The sequence below is a fragment of the Bacillus sp. 11B20 genome (assembly GCF_056098985.1).
Genome location: NZ_JBLZWZ010000007.1, coordinates 436,019 through 461,400 on the forward strand (window position 1 = coordinate 436,019; position 25,382 = coordinate 461,400).

Sequence of the window (25,382 nt, forward strand, 5' to 3'; positions counted from 1 at the left end):
GTGTGAAAGTAGATGTAGGGGTGTGAGGAGATGTTTAAGAAACTTCAAGTGAGAATAGCTGTTTTCATCTCAGTTATTTTAATTTTAACCGTCGTGGCTGTTCAAGTGGGTTCTAACTTAGTGTTAAGACCACTTATTGAACGAGATGCAAAAACCACCGCAGCAGCAACGGCAGAAAGCCTGAAAGACATTATTACAGAAAAGCTTGATAATTACGGCAATACCATTAACAAAGTGGCAACAAGTACAATGACTGAAGAATTTGCGCAAAAACAAACAAAACAAACATTAGCTTATGAAACAGATGCACTAAAAAAATTGCAGGAACAGGATAAACTCATTTCGTTTACCTATATTGGAACAATTGATGGCAAAATGCTCGGCTTCCCAGAGTTCGATCTTGGCGAAGGCTATGATCCATCTAAACAAGGCTGGTTTAAACAAGCAGCCGAAAAGCCTGATCAGGTCGTTTGGACAGATCCATATGTAGATGAAGCAACGAAAAAAGTGATTGTCTCAGCCACGAAGGCGATTGTCAAAGATGGAAAGGTCATTGGGGTCGCTGGACTTGATTTGAAGCTGTCCTCGATTCAGTCCTATATCAATGAACAAGAGATTCCTTATAAGGGGACCGCTTTCTTAGTTGATGGCACAGGCACCCTTTTGGCGCATCCAACAGAGCAAGGAAAAAATATATCAAAGGTCGCTTCTGTGAAAAAAGCGATCGACAACTCAGGTATTGATGACAGTAAAGAACTGACGGTCACATCTAAAATCAAAGAAGCCGATTGGACGGTTGGTGTCAGCTTTGAGAAAAAGCAACTGCTTTGGATTACAGAAAAAATGAATCAGACAAGCATCATTATATCCGTCATTGCCATTATTCTTGCGATGATCCTCAGTTTCTTATTGGCAAGAAGCATAACTACGCCAATCAAGCGTCTAATAGAGCATGCTCGTAAGGTGTCAGAAGGCGATTTAACAAGCACGCTTGAAACGAAGTCTCAAGATGAAATTGGTTTCCTTACGAAAAGCTTTAATCAAATGACCGAGGACATCAGGGAGTTAATTGAAAAAGTGAAAGGGGCTTCAGATCAAGTTGTGGAATCAGCGGATGAAGTGACCCAAATTTCAAATGAGACCTTGCTGTCTAGCGAACAGATTGCAACGGCGATTCAAGAGGTGGCAACAGGGGCGACTAAGCAGGCATCAGATGCAGAAACGATTAATGAGAAATCAGAGCAATTGTATGAGAAAGTGCGCCATATGGGTGAACTCGCCACACAAATGCAAACCAACTCAAAATCATCTGAAGATGCAAGCTATAAAGGGCTTGATGCACTTGGTGTGCTCGTCCAAAAATCAACACAAGCGAGCGATGAATCGAAAAAGGTTGAGCAAATGCTGCTAGATCTTGAGCATAAAACGAAAAATATTGAAAACGTCGTGACTGCTATCTCTGAAATCTCTGATCAAACGAATTTACTTGCACTGAATGCAAGCATTGAAGCGGCGAGAGCAGGAGAAAGCGGACGAGGATTTGCTGTAGTTGCAGAAGAAGTCAGAAAGCTTGCTGAACAATCTGCACAGTCAACAAAACACATTAGCGAAACCGTCAAACTCATTCAAGATGAATCGAAAAAAGCGGCGGAAGCAATGACAGCAGCAAGTAGAATGAATGAGGAACAAGGTGATGCCATTAATGCAACAGGTGAGGCACTCAGCAGCATCACAATGGAAATGCAGGCACTTGTCGGTTCAATCGATAGCATTCATACACAGATCAATGAAATGACAGAAGAACAGCAGAAGATGAGTGAATCCATTCAAAGTATTGCTGCTATTTCAGAAGAATCTGCTGCCTCAGCTGAGGAAGTGCATGCGTCCACAGATGAACAAGTTCAAGCGTTAGAAAGAACGAAAACCTCAACTGAAATGCTAAACGAATCAAGCCAGGCACTGCGTCAGGCGGTTGACCGATTTAAGGTGTGATTCTTGGAAAGGAACCTTGCGACGTGAGCAAGGTTCTTTTTGTATGATAAAATGAACGAGAGGAGGTGCTGACATGGATGTCAAACTAACTGGAAAAAAAGCATTGGTCGCTGCAAGCAGTCAAGGTATCGGAAAAGCGATTGCCTTTTCTCTAGCAAAAGAGGGAGCGGATGTAATGCTCTCGGGAAGACATGAACAAACGCTGAAAGAAACAGTCAATGAGCTGTCTCCATTTGCCAAAGGACAGCTGACTTATCAAGTATGTGACGTATCTGACGCCAGGCAAATTAAGGCGCTTGTTCAAGCGGCGGCTGGCGATGAGCAACGTCTAGACATTCTTGTGAACAATACAGGCGGACCTAAAACAGGAACGCTTGACACCTTAACAGATGAAGATTGGATCGAATCATTTCAGCTTCATTTACTCAGCTATATTCGGTTATTAAAAGAGGCATTACCTTATTTGAAAAAACGTGGTGCACGTGTGTTAAACATTGCGTCAATGTCAGTGAAAGAACCGATCCCAGGCTTGATGCTGTCGAATACATTTAGACCAGCTATAGCCGGCTGGACAAAAACAGTCGCTCAGGAGCTGGCAAAGGATGGTGTTTTGATCAATACGTTAGCACCCGGAAAAATTGAAACAGACCGCGTCAAACAGCTGGAAAAGCACCGCGCACAAAGAGAGAATCGAACGGTTGAAGAAATCAAAGCACAGGCTGAACAAGCGATCCCGCTTGGCCGCTATGGACAGCCAGAGGAATTTGCAGCATATGCAGCTTTTCTTTTATCTGAAGCCAATACATATATGACAGGTCAAACACTGATCATCGATGGTGGCTTGACAAAGTCTCTTTAAGGAGGAACAAGTGATGGCACAAATCAAAACAGTTGGTTTTATAGGAATCGGTGTAATGGGGCGCAGTATGGCAGGACATTTAATGGATGCAGGCTATGAAGTGATCGTTTATACAAGAACGAAAGCAAAAGCAGACGCATTGATTCAAAAAGGAGCATCATGGAAGCCGGCAGTAAAGGACATTGCAGAAAGTGCAGATGCCGTCATCACAATGGTGGGATATCCATCGGATGTAGAAGAGATCTATTTAGGTGAAGATGGGCTTGTGGCACATGCCGCGCCTGGAACATATCTCATTGATATGACGACCTCGAAGCCTCAGCTTGCAAAAGAAATTGAGTTGAAAGCGAAGGAAAGAGGTGTATTTGCATTAGATGCACCTGTATCAGGGGGAGACATAGGAGCTCAAAATGGCACGCTCGCCATTATGATCGGCGGAGAAAGGTCTGCCTATGAAGCCTGCCTGCCGGTATTTGAGCAAATGGGTGAAAACATTCAATATCAAGGACCGGCAGGAAGCGGTCAGCATACAAAAATGTGTAACCAAATTGCCATCGCAGCGGGGATGGTCGGTGTCGCAGAGGCAATGGCTTATGCCGAAAAATCAGGGCTTGATCCAAAGCAGGTGCTCAAAAGCATCACAACAGGTGCAGCAGGCAGCTGGTCATTGTCAAACCTTGCACCAAGAATGCTGAAAGGCGATTTCGAGCCAGGGTTTTATGTGAAGCATTTTATCAAGGATATGGGCATTGCACTTGAAGAAGCAGAGCTGATGGGAGAAGAAATGCCAGGGCTCTCACTTGCGAAATCACTTTATGAAAAGCTGAGTGAACAGGGCGAAGAAAACAGCGGGACACAGAGCATCTATAAATTATGGGTCAAATAAAAAACTGCCCCGCCTATGTGGATTGCAGCGTGTAAACAAGCCCTCGCATTGCTGAAAAAGTAGAAAATTAAAAACCTGTCCCAAATAAGGACAGGTTTTTTTGATATTATTTTCCGATGAATTGCTGCGTCCAGTAGTTTCCAGATTTCACATAACCAACACCGATATGTGTATAGCTTTTGTTTAAGATGTTCGCTCTGTGGCCTTCACTGTTCATCCATGCTGTCACAACTTCTTGAGGAGATCTTTGACCTTGGGCAATGTTTTCACCTGCTGATTTGTAAGTGATACCGAATTGCTTCATTTGATCAAATGGAGATCCATAAGTTGGGCTTGTATGAGAGAAATAGTTTTTATCTTTCATATCTTGAGATTTTGCGCGAGCAGATTTGCTTAATTTAGAATCCACAGAAAGTGCCTTTAAGCCTTGCTTTGCACGCTCTTTATTTGTAAGCTCAACCACTTCTTTTTCAAATGCATTTAAGCTGCTGTCTGCTTTTGATGCATTTGTGTCTTTTTGGTCAGCTTTTGTGTTGCTATTGCTGTTTGTGTTTTCTTTTGCTGGAGTGCTTGGTTTAGAAGCAGTTGGTTTTTTCACTGATTCTTGTTTTTGTTCTTGTTTTGCTTTGTTTACTTCTTTCACTACTTTTGTTCCAGTAACAGGTTGACCGCTCTTGATCAGCTTGTTTAATAGAGCTTCGATCTCTTTTTGATTTGACTTGCTTAGCTTGTTTACATCTGAAGAGATATGTAATTTTGCTGCTAATGTATGAAGATCAATGGCTTGATGCTGTACGTTTATCACTTGTTTCAGGTTAAGCTCCTTCGCATCAGCCGAATGTCCCCCAGTGAATGTGATGAGTGCAGCAGCTGTCAGCGCTGAAAAAAAGAATGATTTCTTCTTCATATTGTAACTCCTCCTAAAATCTTTGTTTTGTTTTCTCACAAAAAATCATACCATGGACTTTTTGTTATAAACGTACCAGCATCCTCCATTGACAATACCAGTTTGTCATTTTTGTTAAAGTCATAGTAAGAGCCGCTTCATATCAAAGGATGGGGCATCCTTCCATTTAAAGAAAACGACATAAACATACCAATATTTTAAAGTGTTAGTATATTTTTTTGCAGATTAGGGATTGACAGCTTTTTTTCACTCGTTTCGCTGTAACAACTATTACAAAAGTGTTACAATAATGAGTGGTAATTGTAAAAGATTGAAAAGGATGAGAGGAGCTACATAAGTGGGAGAGAAACAGCATCAAGGTGCTGCCGAGCAGAAAAAAATGAAGCGCCGGAACGCCTGGAGGATTAATCTCTTTTTCTTCGCTGTATTTAGTTTATTTGCTGGACTTGTGATCAAGCTTGGTGTGCTGCAAATTGTCAATGGTGAAGATTATAAAAAGCAAGCCAACCGAACAGAGGTCAAAACGGCATCATACCCGTCTCCAAGAGGAAAAATGTATGACGCGAGAGGAAGAGTCGTCGTTGATAACGAAAGTGTACCTGCCATCGTTTATACATCAGAAAGCGGTGTGAAAGCGAAGGATAAGATTAAGGTAGCAAGAAAGCTTGCGACTTATATAAAAATGGATACTGATTTTTTGAGAGAGCGTGACATTCGGGATTTTTGGCTGGCGAGCCATCCAAAAGAAGCGGATAAGCTCATTTCAAAAACGGAGAAAAAGGATATCGATGCAAAGGATGTCTATCCGCTTCAAGTAGAGCGTGTCCCAAAGAAAGAAGTCAAAGCGATTGAAAAGGATGCGGAGGAAAAAGCTGTTGCAGCGATCTACCGTAGATTTACAGGTGGATATGCCTTTGAGCCTCAAATCGTGAAGGCAATGGACCCAAACGAAGAGAAAAAAGGTGACGAAAAAGTTGCTTTACTCGATGAAACGAAAGAATCAAAACAGACTTCATCCGTGAGCTTGACATATGAAGAGATTTCACTTGTCTCAGAGCATCTTGATGAACTGCCAGGTGTGAACGTCATCAACGACTGGACAAGAAAATATCCGTATGAAAAGACCCTTTATAATGTACTTGGCGGTGTGACCACACCAGAGCAAGGAATCATTAAAGAGCGCGAAGATTACTATATGGCAAGAGGCTACTCGCGAAATGACCGTGTAGGGAAGAGCTATTTAGAATATCAATACGAGGATTTTCTAAACCCAGAGAAAGCGACCGTTCAATATACACAGGTTGGCGGGAAGCTGCTTGATGAGATCAAGCGGACAGAAGGACGAAGAGGACTTGATCTTGCGCTGACATTTGATATGGAGCTGCAAAAGGAAGTCGACAAAATCGTCGAATCAGAGCTTAGATCGGCCAGTGCGAGAAACTATATGATGGATCGTGCCTTTGTCGTCATGATGGATCCTCACACAGGGGATGTTCTCGCCATGTCGGGCAAGAAAATGGACGGCAGAGACGTCACAGATTATGCGATCGGAACATTTACCACCCAGTACGAAATGGGCTCTGTTGTCAAAGGAGCCACAGTACTTGGCGGTTATCAGGACGGGATGTCACACAATCAGGCCTATATGGATACACCGCTCTTTTTTGCAGGAAGTAATGGAAAGCCGAAACAGTCTTACAAAGTTCTTGGATGGGTTAACGACATTCAGGCACTCCAAAAAAGTTCCAACGTCTACATGTTCCAAGTAGCGATGAGAATGGCGGGCATCACCTATCAAAAGGATGGTCCGTTACCTGCAAGGCCTGAGCACTTACAAAAAATGAGAAACTACTATGCGCAATTCGGTCTTGGCGTAAAAACAGGGATCGACCTGCCGCAGGAATCAAGCGGGATGCAGACGCATCCTAAGACGGTCGGCGGACTTTTGCTTGATGAAGCAATTGGTCAGTATGACACGTATACACCGCTCCAAGTGGCACAATACATGTCGACAATTGCCAATGGAGGCAGCCGTATTCAGCCAAGAGTAGTGAAAAGTGTTCATCTTCCAACGAAGAAGGATGAAGTAGGCCCAGTCGTAAAAAAATATGAGCCGAAGGTGCTGAATACGATTAACAACTCGAAAGCAGATATTGACCGCGTAAAAACGGGACTGAAAATGGTCACATCAACAGGCGGAACTGCCGCTGGCCGATTTGGTCAGCATGATGTCGCGGGAAAAACGGGTACAGCGCAAACCTTCTACTATGGCGCCAACCGCAGCTGGTGGGGAAATGCCACGTACAATTTAACCTTTGGAGGATATTATCCTTCTTCTAATCCAGAGGTAGCGTTTAGTGTCGTGACACCTTATGTCTCAGATAAAGATCCTGTCATTAAAAATATCCCAAGTAAAATTGTGGATAAGTACGTTGAATTACAAAAGAAATATGAAAAACAATAAACCGCAGGGAGCACAGCAGCAGAAAGTGCTCCCTTTTTGCTGAAAATATGGACGTTTCCCTCGATGACAGAAGGAAAATACGGGTTTTCTAGCGAATCTTTTTTATACATCAATCTAAGGACAACCCTAAAAAATGAAAAGGAGGGTCGGACGACGATGGAACAACAAATGAAAGATTCGAATCAATTGTATTCGAACATCGATTTACATGCCGTTCTTTCTTCTAATGGCCGCTTTCTCTACATTTCTTCCAACTGTAAGCAGCTTTTGCTCTATGAACAAAAGGATTTACTAGGGTGTTTTTTGAAAGACTTTGTTCATACCGAAGATCAATTTCTCGTCGAAAGTTATTTTTACAATCAGCACATGCTAGAGGTTTGCCACTTTAGACTGCTAAGAAGTGATCTGACAGCTGTATGGGTCGAAGCAAGCATTGATTTTGTTGCTTGTGATGGGTTAGACAACGAAGTAAGTAGAGAAATGATCCTGAAAATGAGGGTGCTGGATACTAAGCCCCAAAAAGCAGCATTTCAAGAAGCATCAAAAGTAGCAGAACAGTCGCTAGGCAGTCTGCCGGCTTTCCAAAATGTCGGTGAAGCTGAACAATTGATTGCCATGCTGCCAAATCCGTTATGTATTACGACTTTAGGGAAAATTGTGTATGCGAATGATGCGATGCTGCAATTAATGGGGGTAAGTGCAAGAGATGACATGATCGGCAAGTCCGCGTTTGATTTTATTGCTGAAGAGTACCATGATATTGTCAGAAGCCGCATAACAAGGCTGCAGCAAGGCCTTCCAGTCGGAATGATTGAACAGATATGGAAGCGTCAGGATGGGAGCAGTATTCATATTGAGGTAAAGTCATCACCGACGATTTATCAAAATCAGCGGGCAGAGCTTTTGCTGCTAGTGGACATCTCATCCCGTAAAAAATTCCAAACTGTTCTTCAAAAAAGCCGGGAAAGGTATCAGCTGCTCATTCAAAACTCCATTGACACGATTGCGGTCATCCATGATCACAAATGGGTGTTTATGAATGAATCAGGCATTAAATTATTTGAAGCCGAGCATTACGATAAATTAATAGGAAAGGATATCTTTCATCAAATTCATTCCTGTGATCAGCAGAAGGTCAAAAAGAGTTTATCTCGTATTATTGAAAGAGCATCAGATTCCGAGATTGTCACGATGAGCTGTCATACGTTTAAGCATAAGCTGATTTATACAGAAATGGTATGTATCCCAACTACATTCTTTGGAGAAACAGCGGTTCAAATTATTTTAAGAGATATATCCGAACGTAAGCAGACAGAAGAGCTCATGCTCCGCTCAGAAAAATTATCGATCGCAGGTCAATTGGCGGCTGGCATTGCACATGAAATCAGAAACCCATTAACCGCCATCAAAGGCTTTTTACAGCTCATTAAACCGAAAACAAAAGATCGCGATCAATACTTCGAGATTGTTTTCTCTGAACTGAGCCGAATAGAAATTATTTTGAGTGAGCTGCTAATGCTGGCGAAACCGCAGCAAACATCCTCAATGCAGACGCTTGATTTGAAAAAAATCATCAGCGAAGTTACGGCTTTGTTAGAAACACAAGCGAACTTAAATGGCATTTTAATGAACACAAGTGAGATAGAGGAAGGTCTCCTGATGAACGGGGATCAAAATCAGCTCAAGCAAGTGTTTATCAATTTAATCAAAAATGCCGTAGAATCCATGCCGGACGGAGGAAAGGTAGACATCACGGCCAAAGCAGAAAGTGATGGAATACTTGTCACCATTCGTGATGAAGGGGTCGGCATTCCAGAAGCGGTGATGAAACGGATTGGAGAGCCCTTTTTAACCACAAAGGAAAAAGGAACTGGGCTTGGCCTTATGGTCACATTTAATATTTTAGAAAATCATAATGGGACGATCCGTGTGGATAGTCAGCCTGAAAAGGGCACCGTATTTCACATCATGTTTCCTGCAAAATAAAAACAACGGCAAGAGAGCCGTTGTTTCAATCTAGCGAATGAATGGAACGTTTTTCAAGTACAAATTGTTCTAGCCGGTCAAGTCCTTCTTTCAGCGTTTCAAGTGAATAAGCATAAGACAGGCGCACATACCCTTCGCCGAGTGGAGAGAAAGCAGAGCCTGGAACGACCGCAAGTCTTGTACTTTCTAACAGCTCCATGCAAAAATCAAAGGAACTCATCCCAAACGATTCAATGGATGGAAAAATATAAAAAGCGCCAGAAGGTTTAATCACCGGAAGCCCCATAGAAATGAGCCGATCATATACATAATCGAGTCTTTTCTTATATTGCTCTCTCATGATCAGTGCATCATCCACACCATTTGTCACAGCTTCAAGTGCCGCCTTTTGTGAGACAGCCGAGGCACAAGACACGTTATATTGATGTACTTTTAATACATGTTTAGCAATTGGAGCTGAAGCAAATAAAAAGCCAATTCTCCATCCAGTCATGCTATGAGATTTAGACAGTCCATTGATGACAATGGTCTGTTCTTTTAAGAAAGAGGCAATTGAATGATGCGGCCGGTCAAATGTCAGCTCACTGTAAATTTCATCGGATAAAATAAAGATGTCTTTTCCTTCAAGGAGCTGGGCAATTTCTTTCAATTCTTCTTCTGAAAGCGTGACACCAGTCGGGTTTGAAGGGTAAGGAAGAACCACACACTTTGTCTTTTCCGTTAACGCATCCTCAATCAGCTTGGCATTCAATTTAAAGCCGGCATTCGTTGTGTCGATATGTACGGGCATGGCACCGCACATTCGAATGATCGGTTCATATCCGGGGTATACAGGTCCAGGTAAAATGACCTCGTCGCCTTCTGTTAAAATGGTTCGAAACGCAGCATCAATTGCTTGACTTGCACCTGTTGTCACAATGATTTCTGACTCTGCATCATAATCAAGATTCACTTTCTTCTTGATATAATGCTGGATCGCTTGTCTTAGCTCTAAGAAACCAGCATTGTGAGTGTATGAGGTGAAATTCTCGTCAATGGCTGCTTTGGCAGCTGTTTTGACATGATGCGGCGTATAAAAATCGGGCTGGCCTATCGTCAATGAAACGACATCCTCATATGACGATACGAGATTTGAAAATGTTCGAATGCCTGAAATTTCAATATCCTTTACTCTTGGATTCAGCAAATGCTCCATTTCTCATCACCTTAAAAATTTATGTTTTTATCCTATTTTACCATTCACTGCATAAATGTCACCTGCGAAAGGCACTGGATAGCGTTATATGTAGTCTATTCTCCTATCCATCACCGCATGAGTGATATATTGAAGAAAGAGCAACATTTATTATAGCGTAACCTCAAGAGAAAATACAGGCTGTGATGAGAATGATTAGAAAACGGCAAAACTGCGTAAACTGAAAGAACGTGAGAATCATGGTCATGGGAATGGCTTTCATAGACATACGATCTCCTAAAGGAGGACGATAGATGGAACAATCAGCGAAGACATCGAAAATCGCGTTTCTATCCGTGCTGAGCAACACATTTGTTGTCATCTTAAAAATCATTGTAGGTCTCTTAACCGGATCTGTTGCGGTTTTATCAGAAGCCATTCATTCGTTTCTCGATTTAATGGCGTCGTTTATTGCATTTATTTCTGTTCGTATTTCAAGAAAGCCAGCAGATTCTAAACATCCTTATGGACATGGAAAAGTCGAAAATATTTCTGGAACGATTGAGACCCTGCTGATATTCGTTGCTGGCATTTGGATTATATACGAATGTGTTCACAAATTAATGCATCCAGAGCCAGTTAAGCTACCCGTGCTTGGCATTGTGGTCATGCTGCTAGGCGCGCTCATCAATTTTGTTGTATCGAGGATTGTGAACAAAGAGGCTGAGCGAGTACATTCAGTCGCCATGAAATCAAATGCATTGCACCTTTTAACGGATGTGTATACGTCACTAGGGGTGGCATTCAGTTTATTGCTTGTGGCATTAACCGACTGGTATTTCCTAGATCCGATCATTGGAATGATTCTGGCCCTCTTTATTATGCGTGAAGCGTTTAAACTCATGAAGGAAGCCTTCCCGCCGCTTGTTGATGCTCGTTTAACACCAGAGGAAGAACAATCAATTGAAGCGATCATTCAAGGATTCAGTCAAGAATTCATTGAATATCATGACTTTCGAACAAGGCGGTCTGGTGCAGAGGAATATATTGATTTCCATTTGATTGTAGATGGAAAGACAACCATTGAAGATGTTCACCAATTATGTGATCGAATTGAAGAGAAGATTCAGCTCGAATTTACGCATGCGCAAATCTTTATTCATGTGGAACCTGAAAGTGAAAGAAGCTCACAAACGTAAAAAAGGCGATCAACCTATTCTCAGGTTGTATCGCCTTTTTTTACGCTTCATCTATGAAATGAAATCAATATCCATAAGCAGTATCGTAGTCTTCGTACCAAGAGATATAAGCTGTGTCATCTTTTGACAAACCATGCTTCATATCTAAATAATCAGCTTCGCAAATATCTTCAATTACAGTCATTTCGTTGTTCTTTAATAATACGACAGTTCCCATCATGAACACCTTTCTTTAAAAAATCCTTGACTATTGTACCATTTGAAGAATCATTGTCAACAGAAGAATGGAAACAAGACGAAAATATCACAAAATGTTAAAAAATCAGGAGGTAAAAGAACTAGAAGTGCCATGATTTTCACAAATTTTCAGTATTTATTCACATAAATCATTTAGATCAAACTGATCTAAAATGTATGTAAAAGTGTAAAGCTGCATTGATCTTGCTATATTCATAGGATATAATAACGAATGATTATAAGAAATTTATAGAAAACATACATAATAAAGGAGAAATAGGATGGAAACCAACATAACAGAACCACACATTCAAGAAAAGAAGCATCCTGAGCTAGCAGGCGTAGGCTATCGTTTTCTTGCACATCTTTTGGACGGTATCATTATTAGTGTACCATTTTCATTCATTGTATTTATTCTGGCAACACTCTTTTTTGTCTCAAGCCCTGAGGCGGCATTTTTAATGTATGATGATAGCTATTACTATTCTTCAACGGTGATTACGGATGAAGAATGGGCAGTCATTATGGGCCTTATCTTTTTCTATGGCGTAACGATCTTAGTCGGTATCGCGGTGACTTGGCTGTATTATGCGATCATGGAATCATCAAAGTTGCAAGGAACTCTTGGCAAGATGGCTCTTGGAATTAAAGTGACAAAAGTAACGGGTGAAAAAATAACATTCGGGCGCGCGACAGGCCGATTTTTTGCAAAAGGCTTTTTGTCTCCAATCTTATGTATTGGCTACATCATTGCGTTTTTCACAGAAAAAAAACAAGCACTTCACGATTTGATTGCAAGTACCATTGTTGTAAAGAAATAATGAAAAGAAGCACCTCTGCTATATAGTAAGGGGTGCTTTTTGTATAGATGCTTGTATGGAAGAGGGAAACGTCACATAAAGTAGAATGATAGTGAAAATAAAGCAGAGAAGGGAGTCAATCTATTGAAAAGAGGGAAAATGACTGTTCAGAAAAAAGGGGCAGGCTTCGGGCTGTTTTTGACAGCACCTGTGCTGGCCTGGGCTTTGTATGATTTTGCAAATACGATCTTTTCATCAAATATGATCACCATTTTCTTCCCGTTTTACTTGCAGGAAACGATCGGGGACAGTGCGAGAATGGACCAGATCGCAAGTACCTTTATTTCTTATGCAAACGCATTAGCCAGCTTTTTTCTCGTCATTTTTACACCTTTATACGGAGTGCTGATTGATCGTACAGGAAAAAAGAAACGCTACATTACGGTGTTTACGTTCATATGTATTGCTTGTACGGTGTTGATGGGGATTTTTGCTGGGATTGATTTCTCAAGTGAATGGTTTGGGCTGCCTGTTTCTTTATTGGTCGTGGTTACCTTGTTTGTGATCGCAAAGTTTTTCTATCATTCTAGTCTTGTTTTCTATGACACCATTTTGCCCGATCTTGGGACAAAGGATGAAATCCCGCTTATTTCTGGATTTGGTATCGCCGTTGGCTATTTAGGAACACTTGTGGGTCTCTCTGTTTATTTACTTGTCGGCAATGACCAGTTTCATGAAGCATTTATCCCAACAGCCCTTTTATTCCTTCTCTTTTTCCTACCTTTTCTCTTTTTTGTAAAAGATCCTCATCCGCTGCCTCAGCAAGAGAAAAAGGCATCTTTTTTCAGCGGGTATAAAGAGATTGTTCACACGTTTAAAGAGATGAAAAGGTACAAGCCAGCTTTTATTTTTATGATCGCCTTCTTTTTTATGAATGATGCCTTACAAACAGCAATTGCGATGATGGCTGTTTATGCCAAAATCATTATTGGCTTTACAGCTGGGCAATTTATTTTACTCTATCTTGTGTCGACCATTTCAAGTATCATTGGCTCCTTTCTGTTTGGTTATATCACAAAAGCGATAGGGGCAAAACGCTCGATTACCGTCGTGTATGTCATTTTAATTGTGGCGCTCATTCTAGCTGTGACAGCGACAACCGAATGGGTCTTCTGGGTAGCTGGCAGTTTATTTGGGATTTCACTTGGCGCAAGCTGGGGGGCATCACGAATCTTGATTATTGAACTAACCCCGAAGGAAAAGCGAGGACAGTTTTTTGGCCTCTTTGCCTTCTCAGGAAAGGTGTCTTCCATTATTGGGCCCATTATTTATGGCTCAGTTACCCTGCTGTTTGCAGAGCACGGAAATCTCGCAAGCCGCCTTGCACTAGGGTCTTTGCTCATCCTTGCATCGATAGGACTTGTGATTCATCAATTCGTTCGAGAGAAAGCGTAAAGAAACGTCAACTTTTTACCTATGCTGCCGATATAAAAAGTACAATCTAATATTGAAGAATAGAGGGATTTCCGTGGCTTTAAATAAACAAGAAATTTTACTTGACTCTGGTACCAATGAATTGGAAATTGTGAAGTTTGAAATTGGTGCAAATCAATTCGGCATTAACGTCATGAAAGTAAGAGAAATCATTCAGCCGGTTGAGGTGACGGTTGTACCGCACTCTCACCAAGATGTAGAAGGGATGATTAGTTTACGAGGCGAGATTTTACCAGTCATCAATCTATTTTCCTTTTTTAATGTCGAGTCAGATCAGTCGGAACAAGAGAAATATATTGTGACTGAATTCAACCAACGGAAATTTGTGTTCCACACAGGAACAGTATCACAAATTCACCGCGTCAGCTGGGAAGAGATTGAGAAGCCGACTGCACTGAATCAAGGGATGGACCGTCATTTAACTGGCATCATTAAGCTTGATGAAAAAATGATTTTCCTTCCAGATTACGAAAAAATCATTTATGATATTGAATCCGCTTCAGGTGTTGATACGTATCATATGTTTGACGGTGAGAAAGACGAGAGAAGAACAGGGAAGAAGCTGTATGTCGTTGAAGATTCTCCGCTTCTCATGCGTTTATTAACAAATGAATTAACCGAAGCAGGCTATAAAAACATTGTGACCTTTGAAGATGGCAAACAGGCATATGATCATGTCATGGATCTTGTCAGCAAAGGAATCAGTGTGACAGAAGAAATTGATATGATTATTACGGATATTGAAATGCCTAAAATGGATGGCCACCGGCTAACAAAATTGCTCAAGGACAATCCTTTAACAAATTCCATCCCGATTCTTATCTTCTCTTCATTAATCACTGAAGATTTGCGTCATAAAGGGGAAACGATCGGTGCAGATGATCAAATCAGTAAACCAGAAATTCATCAGCTGATTGAAAAAGTCGATCATTTTATTATCTAAACAAAAAACCACTCGGCATGAGTGGTTTTTTTCTGTTTAAAAATAACTTTCCCCGAGTCGTTTGAAGACGGGCTTTGTGTAATGTGATTTTTGTTTTGTGGCGGCAGGTTTTTCTTTTAAACCGACATACGTTTGAAGTATTTGCTTTGCTCGGTTTAATGACATATTCGCTTTCGGATTGCGATATGATTGATTTAAATTTCCTAAGTGTGGCAAAAATTCGAAGTCTTCTTTCGTTGGTGGCAGGTGAAAATAATAATCTCCAATTTCAATCAGCACGTCGGACTGTTGTTGACTATACTTGGGATTGTTAGAGAAATGTAGGCCCACTTTTCTTCCTTTACCTTCTTGCAATAGTTTTTGCAGCGCGCGTTTTTTCAAAAGATAAAGAAACTTGGGGTTTGGTGCGGTTTTAGCATGGCGGTTAACAGTATAAATGGCTTTTGCGATGTTTTCTGCTGTAGGTTCTATGTCTTTAGTATGAGCATAATCGTCCATTTTTTCTCTCCTTTGTCTTTCGTCTTCCTGTGCTTAGTATAAATTATACGTTTTTATTAGTAAATTGCAAATAGAGATATTGTAAAAAGAAAACCTTTGGTATAAAGGGATTATGGAGGGTTAAAAATTTTGTGTGTTCGAATCCCCCAATCTCCCCCAAAAAAACTTCAACTGATTCTATTTCTGTTGATTATATAGTATGTATATAAGCTATTAATGAAAGGAGGTAATATCATGACATTCAAAAAAGCATTCAATATAGGTTATCTTGTGTTGCTTTTATCTTTTGTTGTCGTATATTTCTTGCTTCCAGCCGATCAATTATTTACAGGAATTATGATCCTCACCGTACTATTCGGAGTATATCAATTTGTGATTTTTAAGAAACTAAAAGAACAAAAACAGCAATAAAAAACGCCCTTGTCTGCATTAGGCGAGGGCGATTGAAATGTAGCCATTCTCATCGTTTGTATTTACAAAAGCCATTTAAGACGCCTTCTGCATTATTTTTCTTCTATCCATTTTATCTGGAGAGAATCCAGCTGTTTTAATTTTCTATATGCTAAAGGTGTCGTATTTTTTATTCTTTTAAACAAATTGATAAAATAACTTGTGCTGTTAAAGCCTACTTGGTAGGCGATTTCTGTAATATTGAAATCTGTTTCTTGGAGCAGGACGAGGCTTTGCTGAATTCTATATTCATTTACATAATGCATGGGTGATTTCTTTAAAATGTCTTTGAAGGATCTGCAGCATTCTGAGCGACTTAACTGTCCTGCACGAGCAATATCTTCGAGAAGGATCTTTTCATAATAATGCTGGTGAATCCAATTCAGCATAAGTTTCATCCGTTCATTTTTATCGTGTTTACGCGCATCATGTTTCATTTGGAAGCCGTTTTGTAATAAGCATTTCCAAATGGTGATAAGCTGAATATTGAGTTCAAGTTCATAATATACCGGAGTTTCATCAATTAATTGTTGAATGATTTGAATGCATTGATAGATCTGCTTTGGCCAATGATCTTTTCGGTTGAATAAAATATAAGGTGTCTGGCTCGCACGCATATATGGATGGACAAATGTGGTGAATAATTCATTCGCTGTGATGAAATAGGGAGAGACATTTAAACAAACATAAGTACATGCCGTCCCATTCGCATCTTTTGCCATGTGCAGGCAGCCACTATTGATGAAAATGCCATCTCCTTGCTTTAAACATAATGTTTCTTCATTGATATGAAATTCAGCTTCACCCTCTAAAATAAAGACAAATTGAAACTCGTCATGCCAGTGAAGAGGGATGTAGCCGCTTCTATGATGACGAATTTTCGTATGATAAATAGCAATAGGCCATGTTGTCGTAGAATGCTCCGTTAATTCTTTCAGGTTGTAGTCAATCAGAAAATGATGGTTGTGCATAATTCTCCTCAATATTCTTTTATTTTTATGTTCAATTGATATATCAATATGTAACAAAGTGAACTACTATCAACTATATTATCATGATTTGTTGAGAATTGAGGAGAATGAAAATGAATAGGAGAAAGGGAATTTTACTTGTACTCATAGGCGCTATCTGCTGGGGAGTAGGAGGAACAATTTCACAAAAATTGTTTCAGCAATATGGGATTGATGTCAATTGGCTTGTGACGGTTCGGCTGTTCATTTCAGGGGGATTGCTTTTATTTGTTCATGTGATGACAAAAGAAAAAACACATCTGTTCGGTGTGTGGCAAAAGAAGAGGACAGCGATGCAAGTCCTTCTATTTGGGCTAATGGGTATGCTGGCTGTTCAATATACTTATATGGCATCCATTCAACATGGAAATGCTGCTGTGGCAACGCTGCTGCAGTATACAGCCCCTGTCATGATTATCGTGTATTTGGTCATTCGCAGGCAATCAACCTTCACTAGAAGAGATTTGATTACAGTGGTATTGGCTTTGGCGGGTATGTTTTTCTTATTGACGAATGGTTCTATTTCAACATTAACCGTTCCATTTGTGGCAGTGATTTGGGGAATACTATCGGCTGTGGCGCTCTCGTTTTATACGTTATATCCGATCAGCCTGTTAAAACAATTCGACTCTCTAGTGGTTGTCGGCTGGGCGATGCTTATAGGAGGAGGCGCCCTTAGCTTGATCCATCCTCCATGGAAGTTCAATTTCACTCATTTACCTTTTGAAGCATATGTCTATTTATTATTTGTGGTCATATTTGGAACGATGATCGCTTTTTGGTTTTACATAGAAAGTTTGCAATACTTATCACCAAAAGAGTCGAGCTTAATTGGAAGTGTTGAGCCCCTTGCAGCAGTCGTCACGACTGTTTTCTGGTTAAAAGAGCCATTCGGACTTTTCCAATGGATAGGGACAGCTTGTATTGTCTATATGATTTTATTCTTGGCATTGTATCAGCCGAAAAAATGAGCGGGATGGGTGATGAACAATAGAAGGAATGATAAGAAGAATTGACTGTATGAAATATAAACAAAGTGAACTATTAGTTCATGATAACTACCTATTTATCAAAATGGGTAGTTTCTCAAATGATATCTTTTTTATATATGCAGCCCACCATATGCGCGTATATGTGATGCATATAGGATGAATTATTTTGTATGAATAGAATAAGCGCAATAAAAACAACCATTAAAGTCAGTTTCATTCGTCATTTGTTTGGCTTCATCCATGGCGCTTTCACCATTCATGTGCAGGCCAATCAACGTACGGCTTGCAGCATCGCCTAAAAATGCACAATCTTCTGTATGTACAACAAACTGTCCCTGTTCATTTTTAGTATGAATAAAATAGTAACTTTTTAGCATTTCTTTCACCTCCAACCTGACTATCCTACTATAAAACGTTTAAAGATGTAAAGGCATTTTATTGTGAAAAACAAGAAAAAATGGATCAATAAAGCAAGCCTTCAAGCAGATTCTCTCAACAGAGGAAATGCATGAAGGACGTTTCAGCCATGCAAAAAGGACTTTCCTGAAAAGAAAGTCCTTTTTGCTATTTACTTATTGAACTCCCTGCCCTTTTAGTTCACGCTGTACGTCTAAGTCGTCAGCTTCTCTGCTGAACTTTGGCAGTGTAATGAAGTAAAAAAGGAAGACAAGTAAAATAATAAAGCCCATTCCGTAATAAATATAAGAAACATTTGTGATGAGTTTTGGAAATAATACAGCAATCAGACCTAATGTCATCGATTGAGCAAACATAGTGAGCGGATCAACCCATCCTGACACACGGCCCATCAGTCGAGGATGGACGATTCTAGGCAGCCAGCCGCCAATGACAATGTTGACTGGGCCAATGCATGTACCAATGACAAATGACGTGACGTAAAACAACCATAATGTATGGGTAGAACCAAGGACAAAAATCAAAATACCTGCGACCAAAATTGGAATCGACATGAGATATTGCATCTTTACCTTTTTAGCGAGGACAGAGCCCATTAAGCTTCCAACGAGCAAGCCTGCACCGATCGCAATGGTAAAGAAGGATGTATGCAGTTCAAAATGGTCTGGTGAAAGTCCATATTTCATTGTAAACATCGGAAGAACGGCAAATGCGCCATTGACTAGACCGAAAACAAAAAAGCCAAAAATTAAAGAAGCCAATAATTTATTTTTTAAAATATATAGGATGCCTTCTTTAAAATCTTTCAGAGACGTTTTGATGGTCATGCCTCTCCAGCCAGCTTGTCCATTTGGCTGACGCGCTTCAATTGGAATGTTACATGAACGAATCAGGATGCCTGAAATAATAAAGCTGACCAAATCAATTGTAATGGCACCGTGAAGTCCAATCGTCTTATACATAATGGCACCGAGCCCAACGCCAAATACCATAAATAAACTAAACAGCATTTGATTTAAGCCAGCGGCTTTTGCATATTGATCTTTATTTAAAATCGCCTGAACGAGAGAAGCTTCAGCTGGATAGAAGAACTTCGTAATAGCACTTCGAATAAACAAGATCAAGAAAATAAGTGGCAGTGAATTAAAATAAATAACGATGAATAATACAATCGTCAGCCCAGCTCGTATCCAATCACAATTCTCTGCGACTTTTTTACGATCAAAACGGTCTGCGACCACACCGACCATAAAAAAGACAAAGACGGTAGGAAGAGAATACATAAGTTCAGCCAATGTGGCGTATGCGGGCTGATGACTAAAATGGTCGAGCAAATAAAAGGCAAACGCCATATTGCCTACTGTTGTCCCCATTTGCGAAGCAAGTGCCGCAAAAAAGAGACGAACAAAATTTCTGTTTTTAAAAATATCCATAAATACGCTCCTTAACCTGAAGATCCCACTTTATATCATATAAAATTTTAACCATTCGTACAATTGATTTCATCTACTGGCTAATGGTCACAGGTGTTCCGTTTGGAACGAGTGAAGCAAGCTCGATGACATTCTGATTATACATGCGAATGCATCCTCTAGAAACAGCTTTACCAATTGAAGACGGGTTATTCGTACCGTGAATGCCGTAATGAATTTTTGAGAGGCTCAGCCAATAAGCGCCAAAGGGACCTCCTGGGTTTGGCTGTCTGTTGACAATATAATAAGAACCTGTCGGTGTCATATTTAAAATTTCCCCTGTTGCAATCGGATACGAACGAATAAGTTGTGATCCAGAAAACAAAACGAGGCGTTTCGTTGAAATCGAAACAAAGATGCGGTATGGGATCGCATTAGGATCTGGCAAACCAGGTATGATGATGACCTCATTTTGTTCGGGCTCGCGAGCTTGAAGTGACGGATTTGCAGCCTTTAAGGCATCTGTTGTTGTTCGAAAATCAAGCGCTATAGAAGCAAGAGTTTCTCCTCTTTTCACCGTATATCGCAGCACCAAAGTACACTCCTTTTACTCAAATAAAAGAAGCCATGATGCCGTCACTTGACATACTATATGGACGGAATCAGGCCCAGTAAGGTTTCTCCTAACATTTGTCATGAGAAAGAACTTTGATTATACATATGCAGGAGAGGGCGGTTTGGCTTCTATTTATACACGAGATGTAAAGGTAAAAAAGGTTAACTCTGGCTTGGCTAAAAACCGAAGCGGGAGCCGTGTTGTCCCAAGTCCACGGTTGACATAGATGCGTTGCTGATCGCTTTCGTATAAACCTTCTACATATTTACGGCCGTAAGGTGCTGTGAGAATCGGTCCATAGAAAGGCAGCTGCACTTGACCGCCATGCGTATGCCCGGAAAGCTGCAAGTTAATAGGTGTTGTTTTCAGCTCTAATGCTGCATCAGGCTCATGGACGAGCAGCAACGTAAATAAATCAGATGATACTTCCCGTTTGATCAAATCGTAATCAGGCACGCTCATCATAAGATCATCCAGTGCAGCAATCTGAATATGTGCATGATCTTTTTCTAATAGAAACACATCATTTTTACATAATGTAAATCCACAAGCCTCCATTGTTTTCTCATAAAGCTCCACGCCAAATGGTCCGTAGTCATGATTTCCGTAGATGGCGAGTTTACCGAACGGAGCATGAAGCTTATTCAAATAAGTCTTCGCTTTTTCATGCTCTTGGGTGGATGCTTGAAAATCAACGAGATCACCTGTGAACACAATGAGATCTGGAGATGCAGCATTGATTTTCTGAACGATGGCTTCTAGGTCCTTCGCAGGAAATGTATCACTCAAATGAACGTCACTAAATTGAGCTATTTTAAACTGGTCAAATGAAGCTGGAAGCTGAGCATCTTGAATCGTCAGTGACACCGTATCGATCATGCGCGGCTCAATGTACCTGGCATATCCATATCCACAACTTGTAGCCAAAAACCCGAGAATACTCGCACCAGCTGCTCCTTTTAAAAATTGTCTGCGGGAAAGCTGCTTCATATAAGACTCCTTTATAAATAAAATTAAGTATAGCATCATATTTGGATAATCTCCCATATGGTGCACCGAGGGTCAATCATGATATGATAGACAATAATGAATGAATAGTCATTCAAATCATACAAAGGGGGAGAACAAATGACGAAGCAAACAGTGATTGTGACAGGGGGATCAAGCGGTATGGGGAAGGCAATGGCTGCCCATTTGGCAGCTGAAGGCTGGAATGTTGTGATTACTGGTAGAACGGAAGAGACGCTGGAAAAGACGGCAAAAGAAATGAAGCAGAAGGGCGGAGCAGTCGCTTACTTCCAAATGGATGTGCGAAACCCAGAGGATGCTGACCAAATGGTCAAGTTTGCGGTGGATACATTTGGTGATGTCGATGCCCTCATTAACAACGCAGCAGGAAATTTTTTAGTGCCAGCAGAAAAGCTGTCTCCTAACGGCTGGAAAGCTGTGATTGATATTGTGTTAAATGGTACATTCTTTTGCAGCCATGCAGTGGGCAATTACTGGATTCGGCAAAAGAAAAGGGGAAGTATCCTTAACATGGTGGCTACCTATGCATGGGGTGCTGGTGTAGGCGTGGCGCATTCGGCGGCAGCAAAGGCCGGCGTGTTGTCCCTGACTCGAACGCTTGCTGTTGAATGGGGGAGGCAATATCGAATTCGCGTCAATGCCATCGCACCAGGCCCAATCGAGAGAACAGGCGGAGCAGATAAACTATGGGAATCAGAAGAAGCAGCGCAAAGAACATTAGATAGCGTTCCTCTTGGCAGACTGGGCACACCAGAGGAAATTGCAGCGCTTGCGAGCTTTTTATTATCGGAGCATGCGTCTTATATAAATGGAGATTGTATTACGATGGATGGGGGACAATGGCTCAACCAATCACCATTTTGATTGACGATGTAAGACCTGCTTTTGATGTGGTATAATCACACAAAGAGAGAAGCAGGTGATGAAAATGGTCGATCCATTGGATATTTTAACGAATATTGAAGATGTTTTCCCGCACTATCAAGCAATATTCAGTGCGGAAGAGCAAAAAGTGATAGGCTATGAGATTCTAGGAAGAATGAAGCTTGAGTCAGAAACGGTCAGCCTAGGCTCCTTCTTTACGGATTCATCTATTCCTGACGAATATAAATTGGAAGTAGATCACAAAGTACTGACTCAAGCACTTGATCTCTTCACAACAGCAGATGACGATTTGCTCATTTTTATTAATCATGATGCCAATATCCTCATGCTGGATCACGGGGAAAGCTTTTTAGAACTCTTAAAGGAATATGAAGCAAGGGGCATTCAGCTTAACCGGTTTGTTATTGAGTTTGCAGAGCATACGTTTAGCGGCGACATTGAACAGCTATACCATACGTTAACGTATTATCGTACATATGGGATTAAAATCGCTGTCTCAAATATAGGAAAAGAAAGCAGTAATCTGGACCGGATTGCCTTGCTTTCACCTGATTTATTAAAAATAGATTTACAGGCATTAAAGGCATCGGCTCCATCTCCTTCCTATGAATATGTCTTGTACAGCATTTCATTGCTTGCAAGAAAAATAGGAGCTGCTTTAATTTATGAGGACATTGAAGCAAATTTCCAGCTACAGTATGCTTGGAGAAATGGCGGGAGATATTTTCAAGGGTTCTATCTTCATGAGCCTGCAGGAGAATTAATCGATCGAAGCCACCGAAAAGATCAGCTTAGAGAAGAATTCCAGCAATTTATTGCCCATGAGAAAAAGAAGCTGCAAGCTGTCTACGAACATTCTGAAACATTTTATAAACGAATTCATCAAGCTGTTACGACTTTAAAGAAATCGTGCAGCACAAATGATGAGCTCATTCAAAAACTGGCACTTGAACTAACAGATTGCAGCTTTCGGATTTATATGTGTAATGAAGAAGGCTTTCAAATCACTGGAAATGTGTTCAAAAAAGAAGAAGAATGGTTGTTTCAGCCGGAGTATATAGAAAAAAACTGGAGCTGGCGTCCTTATTTCCTAGCAAATATTCTTCAAATGAGAATTAGCGGAAAAGGATTTTTCAGCGATATTTATAGTGATTTAGAAACAGGTGAGAGGATACGTACGTTTTCTTATCCTTTAGAGGGAGATATGTATTTGTTTATAGACCTTCCATATGCCTATTTATATGAGCAAGATGGATTAATTTGAAGACGCGGCGTGAAGACTAATCCTCGCATTCTTTGTCAGTCCTGCGTGGCAGTGCTCACGAATGTATAATTCGCTCCGGTACTCGTCCTTCCTAGACTTCAAAGGTTTTCTATCACACTGAAATGTAAACAAAAGGAATTTCAGCTTTTTGTCATCAATCTGAGCAGCCTCGTAGGCTGCTTTTTTTGATAGAAAAAAGAAAATAAAAAATGGTTGACAATGAAACTGATAATCATTATCATTTAGTTATAGAGAGAAGCTACTCTCTGTTCCCCAACCCCTCTATCAGATCAAGATCCAAAAAACTTGGCGCTACCCCCGCCAAGTTTTTTTTGTGCTTCAATCTTTCCCTTCATGCATAGGACAGCCCAAACCCTCCATACATCTTAAGTGATGATAGTTAGACAGTAGGAGGGAAACATCATGATCAAACGTGACACGCGGCTGCTCATTGATTTGCCAAGACCAGATCACCCAGATGCAAATGGTGCCGCTGCTGTGCAAGAATTACTCGGCGGAAAATTCGGTGAAATGTCCACATTAAATAATTACATGTTTCAATCCTTTAACTTTAGAGGGAAACGAAAACTCAAACCGTTTTATGACCTCGTATCCAGTATTACAGCTGAAGAATTCGGTCATGTTGAGCTTGTGACCACAGCCATCAATCTCATGATTACAGGAACCACCCATGGCGGGGACCCAGATACGACGCCGATGAAGGCAGCTGTCGATAAACGAAATACACAGCATTTTATTCAAACAGCCCAAACAGGCTATCCGTTTGATTCAATGGCAAAACCTTGGACAGGAGAGAATGTGTTCTCAAGCGGCAACCTGATTCTTGACCTCCTTCATAATTTCTTCCTTGAATGCGGAGCACGTACGCACAAAATGCGTGTATATGAAATGACGGACCACCCTACAGCAAGAGAGATGATCGGTTATTTACTTGTCAGGGGCGGCGTGCATATTGTGGCATATGCAAAGGCACTAGAAGTCGCTACAGGAGTAGATGTAGGGAAGATGCTGCCAATCCCAAATCTTGATAACAAATACTTTGATTCAGCGAGAAAATTTGAAGATCAGAATGTTCATACAAAGCTGTATACATTTAGTGATACGGACTACAAGGATATCAATAAAATTTGGAAAGGCAGCCACCCGATTGATGGAAAACCGCTCACAGTCATTGAAGGCACCCCGCAAGGTGCACCTGTGCCAGATTATAGAGAATTACCGGAAGAGTTTGCTCCAGGCATATCAAAAGAGGATTTTGATGAAATTGCGAAACGACTGATGAGATCTGCTGGTTTATAAAAATCATGGTGCATGAGATTAGAAAAAAGACTCAAACTAAAAAAACAGATTCTTTTTCTTTTTTTGAATTCAAGAGGAAAAATATCATCTGAGAACACTTTATGGTATGATGCTTTGTAGGACTTGTGTATAATCAATACGGGTTCATCTTGAGTTGTTTTTTTGAAAGGAGTCTTTTTTTAGAATGTCACAATTAATGGGTATCATTACAAGGCTGCAAAGTCTTCAAGAGACAGCAGAAGCTGCAAACGAGCCGGCACAGCGTTATTTCGAAGTGAACGGTGAGAAAATCTGTAGTGTTAAGTATTTCGAAAAGAATCAAACGTTTGAATTGACTGTTTTTCAACAAGGGGATAAGCCAAACACTTTCCCATTTGACAACATTGATATGATTTCGATTGAGATTTTTGAGCTTCTACAATCCTAAGCTGAATCGTATGAAATGTTTTTTCTGAGGATTCCTTCGTTTATTGCGGCAGCATACATGGATCATCATAGATGATATGTACAAATGGAAGATGATCAATCAGCGCATTTTTCGGATAAGA

The 25,382-nt window shown here is 40.6% G+C and carries 24 protein-coding genes; 15 read left to right on the forward strand and 9 right to left on the reverse strand.

What is annotated here, in order from left to right; translation table 11 throughout:
• The first annotated feature begins 30 nt into the window (after positions 1-30).
• The 3 genes from ACN6NB_RS06480 (at position 31) to ACN6NB_RS06490 (ending at position 3,737) form a co-directional block, all read left to right on the forward strand.
• Positions 31-1,992, forward strand: coding sequence for a methyl-accepting chemotaxis protein (locus ACN6NB_RS06480; RefSeq protein ID WP_039178114.1), 1,962 nt, complete (start codon positions 31-33; stop codon positions 1,990-1,992).
• Positions 1,993-2,065: 73 nt separating this feature from the next.
• A complete protein-coding gene (locus ACN6NB_RS06485; protein WP_228279974.1) occupies positions 2,066-2,851 on the forward strand; it encodes an SDR family oxidoreductase in 786 nt (261 codons plus the stop codon).
• A gap of 13 nt (positions 2,852-2,864) precedes the next feature.
• The gene (locus ACN6NB_RS06490) at positions 2,865-3,737 is read left to right on the forward strand and encodes an NAD(P)-dependent oxidoreductase (protein WP_144490627.1); all 873 of its coding nucleotides are present in this window, start codon (positions 2,865-2,867) and stop codon (positions 3,735-3,737) included.
• A 106-nt stretch (positions 3,738-3,843) separates the two neighbouring features.
• Here ACN6NB_RS06490 and ACN6NB_RS06495 read toward each other — a convergent pair whose 3' ends face one another.
• Positions 3,844-4,644, reverse strand: coding sequence for a CAP domain-containing protein (locus ACN6NB_RS06495; RefSeq protein ID WP_039178119.1), 801 nt, complete (start codon positions 4,642-4,644; stop codon positions 3,844-3,846).
• A gap of 337 nt (positions 4,645-4,981) precedes the next feature.
• On the opposite strand from ACN6NB_RS06495, the gene ACN6NB_RS06500 reads away from it, so the two are divergent.
• Complete coding sequence (locus ACN6NB_RS06500) at positions 4,982-7,108, forward strand: peptidoglycan D,D-transpeptidase FtsI family protein (protein WP_126681757.1); 2,127 nt, start codon at positions 4,982-4,984, stop codon at positions 7,106-7,108.
• Between the two features lie 156 nt (positions 7,109-7,264).
• Positions 7,265-9,094: a PAS domain-containing sensor histidine kinase gene (locus ACN6NB_RS06505; protein ID WP_059376958.1), complete on the forward strand. Its 1,830-nt coding sequence runs from the start codon at positions 7,265-7,267 to the stop codon at positions 9,092-9,094.
• 25 nt (positions 9,095-9,119) lie between these two features.
• Here the strand turns inward: ACN6NB_RS06505 and ACN6NB_RS06510 are convergent, their stop codons facing one another.
• Positions 9,120-10,289 (reverse strand): aminotransferase A, encoded by a 1,170-nt coding sequence (locus ACN6NB_RS06510; protein ID WP_024426854.1) that lies wholly within the window; start codon positions 10,287-10,289, stop codon positions 9,120-9,122.
• Between the two features lie 293 nt (positions 10,290-10,582).
• Here ACN6NB_RS06510 and ACN6NB_RS06515 point away from each other — a divergent pair, with 293 nt between their 5' ends.
• Positions 10,583-11,467, forward strand: coding sequence for a cation diffusion facilitator family transporter (locus ACN6NB_RS06515; RefSeq protein WP_106025229.1), 885 nt, complete (start codon positions 10,583-10,585; stop codon positions 11,465-11,467).
• Positions 11,468-11,531: 64 nt separating this feature from the next.
• Here ACN6NB_RS06515 and ACN6NB_RS06520 read toward each other — a convergent pair whose 3' ends face one another.
• Entirely contained in the window at positions 11,532-11,684 is a 153-nt protein-coding gene (locus ACN6NB_RS06520) for a hypothetical protein (RefSeq protein ID WP_185847125.1), read from the reverse strand.
• Between the two features lie 301 nt (positions 11,685-11,985).
• Here ACN6NB_RS06520 and ACN6NB_RS06525 point away from each other — a divergent pair, with 301 nt between their 5' ends.
• From ACN6NB_RS06525 to ACN6NB_RS06535, 3 genes are all read left to right on the forward strand, one after another.
• Positions 11,986-12,525 (forward strand): RDD family protein, encoded by a 540-nt coding sequence (locus ACN6NB_RS06525; RefSeq protein ID WP_039178127.1) that lies wholly within the window; start codon positions 11,986-11,988, stop codon positions 12,523-12,525.
• Between the two features lie 123 nt (positions 12,526-12,648).
• Entirely contained in the window at positions 12,649-13,959 is a 1,311-nt protein-coding gene (locus ACN6NB_RS06530; protein WP_039178128.1) for an MFS transporter, read from the forward strand.
• Between the two features lie 73 nt (positions 13,960-14,032).
• Entirely contained in the window at positions 14,033-14,941 is a 909-nt protein-coding gene (locus tag ACN6NB_RS06535) for a chemotaxis protein (protein WP_024424709.1), read from the forward strand.
• Positions 14,942-14,977: 36 nt separating this feature from the next.
• On the opposite strand, the gene ACN6NB_RS06540 is transcribed toward ACN6NB_RS06535, so the two are convergent.
• Complete coding sequence (locus ACN6NB_RS06540) at positions 14,978-15,439, reverse strand: YkyB family protein (RefSeq protein ID WP_008356877.1); 462 nt, start codon at positions 15,437-15,439, stop codon at positions 14,978-14,980.
• A 234-nt stretch (positions 15,440-15,673) separates the two neighbouring features.
• Between ACN6NB_RS06540 and ACN6NB_RS06545 the strand changes: the two genes are divergently transcribed.
• Positions 15,674-15,850 (forward strand): hypothetical protein, encoded by a 177-nt coding sequence (locus ACN6NB_RS06545; RefSeq protein WP_186315134.1) that lies wholly within the window; start codon positions 15,674-15,676, stop codon positions 15,848-15,850.
• A gap of 92 nt (positions 15,851-15,942) precedes the next feature.
• On the opposite strand, the gene ACN6NB_RS06550 is transcribed toward ACN6NB_RS06545, so the two are convergent.
• The gene (locus tag ACN6NB_RS06550; protein WP_064498384.1) at positions 15,943-16,860 is read right to left on the reverse strand and encodes an AraC family transcriptional regulator; all 918 of its coding nucleotides are present in this window, start codon (positions 16,858-16,860) and stop codon (positions 15,943-15,945) included.
• Between the two features lie 113 nt (positions 16,861-16,973).
• On the opposite strand from ACN6NB_RS06550, the gene ACN6NB_RS06555 reads away from it, so the two are divergent.
• On the forward strand, positions 16,974-17,870 hold the full coding sequence (locus ACN6NB_RS06555; protein WP_144490625.1) for a DMT family transporter: 897 nt from the start codon (positions 16,974-16,976) through the stop codon (positions 17,868-17,870).
• Positions 17,871-18,052: 182 nt separating this feature from the next.
• Here ACN6NB_RS06555 and ACN6NB_RS06560 read toward each other — a convergent pair whose 3' ends face one another.
• The 4 genes from ACN6NB_RS06560 to ACN6NB_RS06575 all read right to left on the reverse strand — a co-directional run bounded on the left by ACN6NB_RS06560 (position 18,053) and on the right by ACN6NB_RS06575 (position 21,326).
• A complete protein-coding gene (locus tag ACN6NB_RS06560) occupies positions 18,053-18,268 on the reverse strand; it encodes a hypothetical protein (RefSeq protein WP_039178134.1) in 216 nt (71 codons plus the stop codon).
• A 195-nt stretch (positions 18,269-18,463) separates the two neighbouring features.
• The gene (locus tag ACN6NB_RS06565) at positions 18,464-19,741 is read right to left on the reverse strand and encodes an MFS transporter (protein ID WP_039178137.1); all 1,278 of its coding nucleotides are present in this window, start codon (positions 19,739-19,741) and stop codon (positions 18,464-18,466) included.
• Positions 19,742-19,814: 73 nt separating this feature from the next.
• Entirely contained in the window at positions 19,815-20,312 is a 498-nt protein-coding gene (locus tag ACN6NB_RS06570; protein WP_474253275.1) for a L,D-transpeptidase family protein, read from the reverse strand.
• A 156-nt stretch (positions 20,313-20,468) separates the two neighbouring features.
• Entirely contained in the window at positions 20,469-21,326 is an 858-nt protein-coding gene (locus ACN6NB_RS06575; RefSeq protein WP_047203677.1) for a metallophosphoesterase, read from the reverse strand.
• 138 nt (positions 21,327-21,464) lie between these two features.
• Between ACN6NB_RS06575 and fadH the strand changes: the two genes are divergently transcribed.
• The 4 genes from fadH (at position 21,465) to ACN6NB_RS06595 (ending at position 25,261) form a co-directional block, all read left to right on the forward strand.
• Positions 21,465-22,229, forward strand: coding sequence for a 2,4-dienoyl-CoA reductase (gene fadH / locus ACN6NB_RS06580; protein ID WP_039178144.1), 765 nt, complete (start codon positions 21,465-21,467; stop codon positions 22,227-22,229).
• 64 nt (positions 22,230-22,293) lie between these two features.
• Positions 22,294-23,514, forward strand: a complete 1,221-nt coding sequence (locus ACN6NB_RS06585; RefSeq protein WP_024426863.1) for an EAL domain-containing protein — start codon at positions 22,294-22,296, stop codon at positions 23,512-23,514.
• Positions 23,515-23,937: 423 nt separating this feature from the next.
• A complete protein-coding gene (locus ACN6NB_RS06590; protein ID WP_024424718.1) occupies positions 23,938-24,834 on the forward strand; it encodes a manganese catalase family protein in 897 nt (298 codons plus the stop codon).
• A 184-nt stretch (positions 24,835-25,018) separates the two neighbouring features.
• Entirely contained in the window at positions 25,019-25,261 is a 243-nt protein-coding gene (locus ACN6NB_RS06595) for a YkuJ family protein (RefSeq protein ID WP_003212254.1), read from the forward strand.
• The last annotated feature ends 121 nt before the right edge of the window (positions 25,262-25,382 follow it).

Excerpts from the sequence above, each read along its gene's own strand:
- ACN6NB_RS06585 (WP_024426863.1), top strand. The coding sequence starts at position 22,294 with ATGGTCGATCCATTGGATATTTTAACGAATATTGAAGATGTTTTCCCG.
- fadH (WP_039178144.1), top strand. The coding sequence starts at position 21,465 with ATGACGAAGCAAACAGTGATTGTGACAGGGGGATCAAGCGGTATGGGG.
- ACN6NB_RS06495 (WP_039178119.1), bottom strand. The coding sequence starts at position 4,644 with ATGAAGAAGAAATCATTCTTTTTTTCAGCGCTGACAGCTGCTGCACTC.
- ACN6NB_RS06505 (WP_059376958.1), top strand. The coding sequence starts at position 7,265 with ATGGAACAACAAATGAAAGATTCGAATCAATTGTATTCGAACATCGAT.
- ACN6NB_RS06515 (WP_106025229.1), top strand. The coding sequence starts at position 10,583 with ATGGAACAATCAGCGAAGACATCGAAAATCGCGTTTCTATCCGTGCTG.
- ACN6NB_RS06560 (WP_039178134.1), bottom strand. The coding sequence starts at position 18,268 with ATGCTAAAAAGTTACTATTTTATTCATACTAAAAATGAACAGGGACAG.
- ACN6NB_RS06520 (WP_185847125.1), bottom strand. The coding sequence starts at position 11,684 with ATGGGAACTGTCGTATTATTAAAGAACAACGAAATGACTGTAATTGAA.
- ACN6NB_RS06575 (WP_047203677.1), bottom strand. The coding sequence starts at position 21,326 with ATGAAGCAGCTTTCCCGCAGACAATTTTTAAAAGGAGCAGCTGGTGCG.
- ACN6NB_RS06485 (WP_228279974.1), top strand. The coding sequence starts at position 2,066 with ATGGATGTCAAACTAACTGGAAAAAAAGCATTGGTCGCTGCAAGCAGT.
- ACN6NB_RS06555 (WP_144490625.1), top strand. The coding sequence starts at position 16,974 with ATGAATAGGAGAAAGGGAATTTTACTTGTACTCATAGGCGCTATCTGC.
- ACN6NB_RS06545 (WP_186315134.1), top strand. The coding sequence starts at position 15,674 with ATGACATTCAAAAAAGCATTCAATATAGGTTATCTTGTGTTGCTTTTA.
- ACN6NB_RS06540 (WP_008356877.1), bottom strand. The coding sequence starts at position 15,439 with ATGGACGATTATGCTCATACTAAAGACATAGAACCTACAGCAGAAAAC.
- ACN6NB_RS06480 (WP_039178114.1), top strand. The coding sequence starts at position 31 with ATGTTTAAGAAACTTCAAGTGAGAATAGCTGTTTTCATCTCAGTTATT.
- ACN6NB_RS06565 (WP_039178137.1), bottom strand. The coding sequence starts at position 19,741 with ATGGATATTTTTAAAAACAGAAATTTTGTTCGTCTCTTTTTTGCGGCA.
- ACN6NB_RS06590 (WP_024424718.1), top strand. The coding sequence starts at position 23,938 with ATGATCAAACGTGACACGCGGCTGCTCATTGATTTGCCAAGACCAGAT.
- ACN6NB_RS06510 (WP_024426854.1), bottom strand. The coding sequence starts at position 10,289 with ATGGAGCATTTGCTGAATCCAAGAGTAAAGGATATTGAAATTTCAGGC.
- ACN6NB_RS06525 (WP_039178127.1), top strand. The coding sequence starts at position 11,986 with ATGGAAACCAACATAACAGAACCACACATTCAAGAAAAGAAGCATCCT.
- ACN6NB_RS06595 (WP_003212254.1), top strand. The coding sequence starts at position 25,019 with ATGTCACAATTAATGGGTATCATTACAAGGCTGCAAAGTCTTCAAGAG.
- ACN6NB_RS06550 (WP_064498384.1), bottom strand. The coding sequence starts at position 16,860 with ATGCACAACCATCATTTTCTGATTGACTACAACCTGAAAGAATTAACG.
- ACN6NB_RS06490 (WP_144490627.1), top strand. The coding sequence starts at position 2,865 with ATGGCACAAATCAAAACAGTTGGTTTTATAGGAATCGGTGTAATGGGG.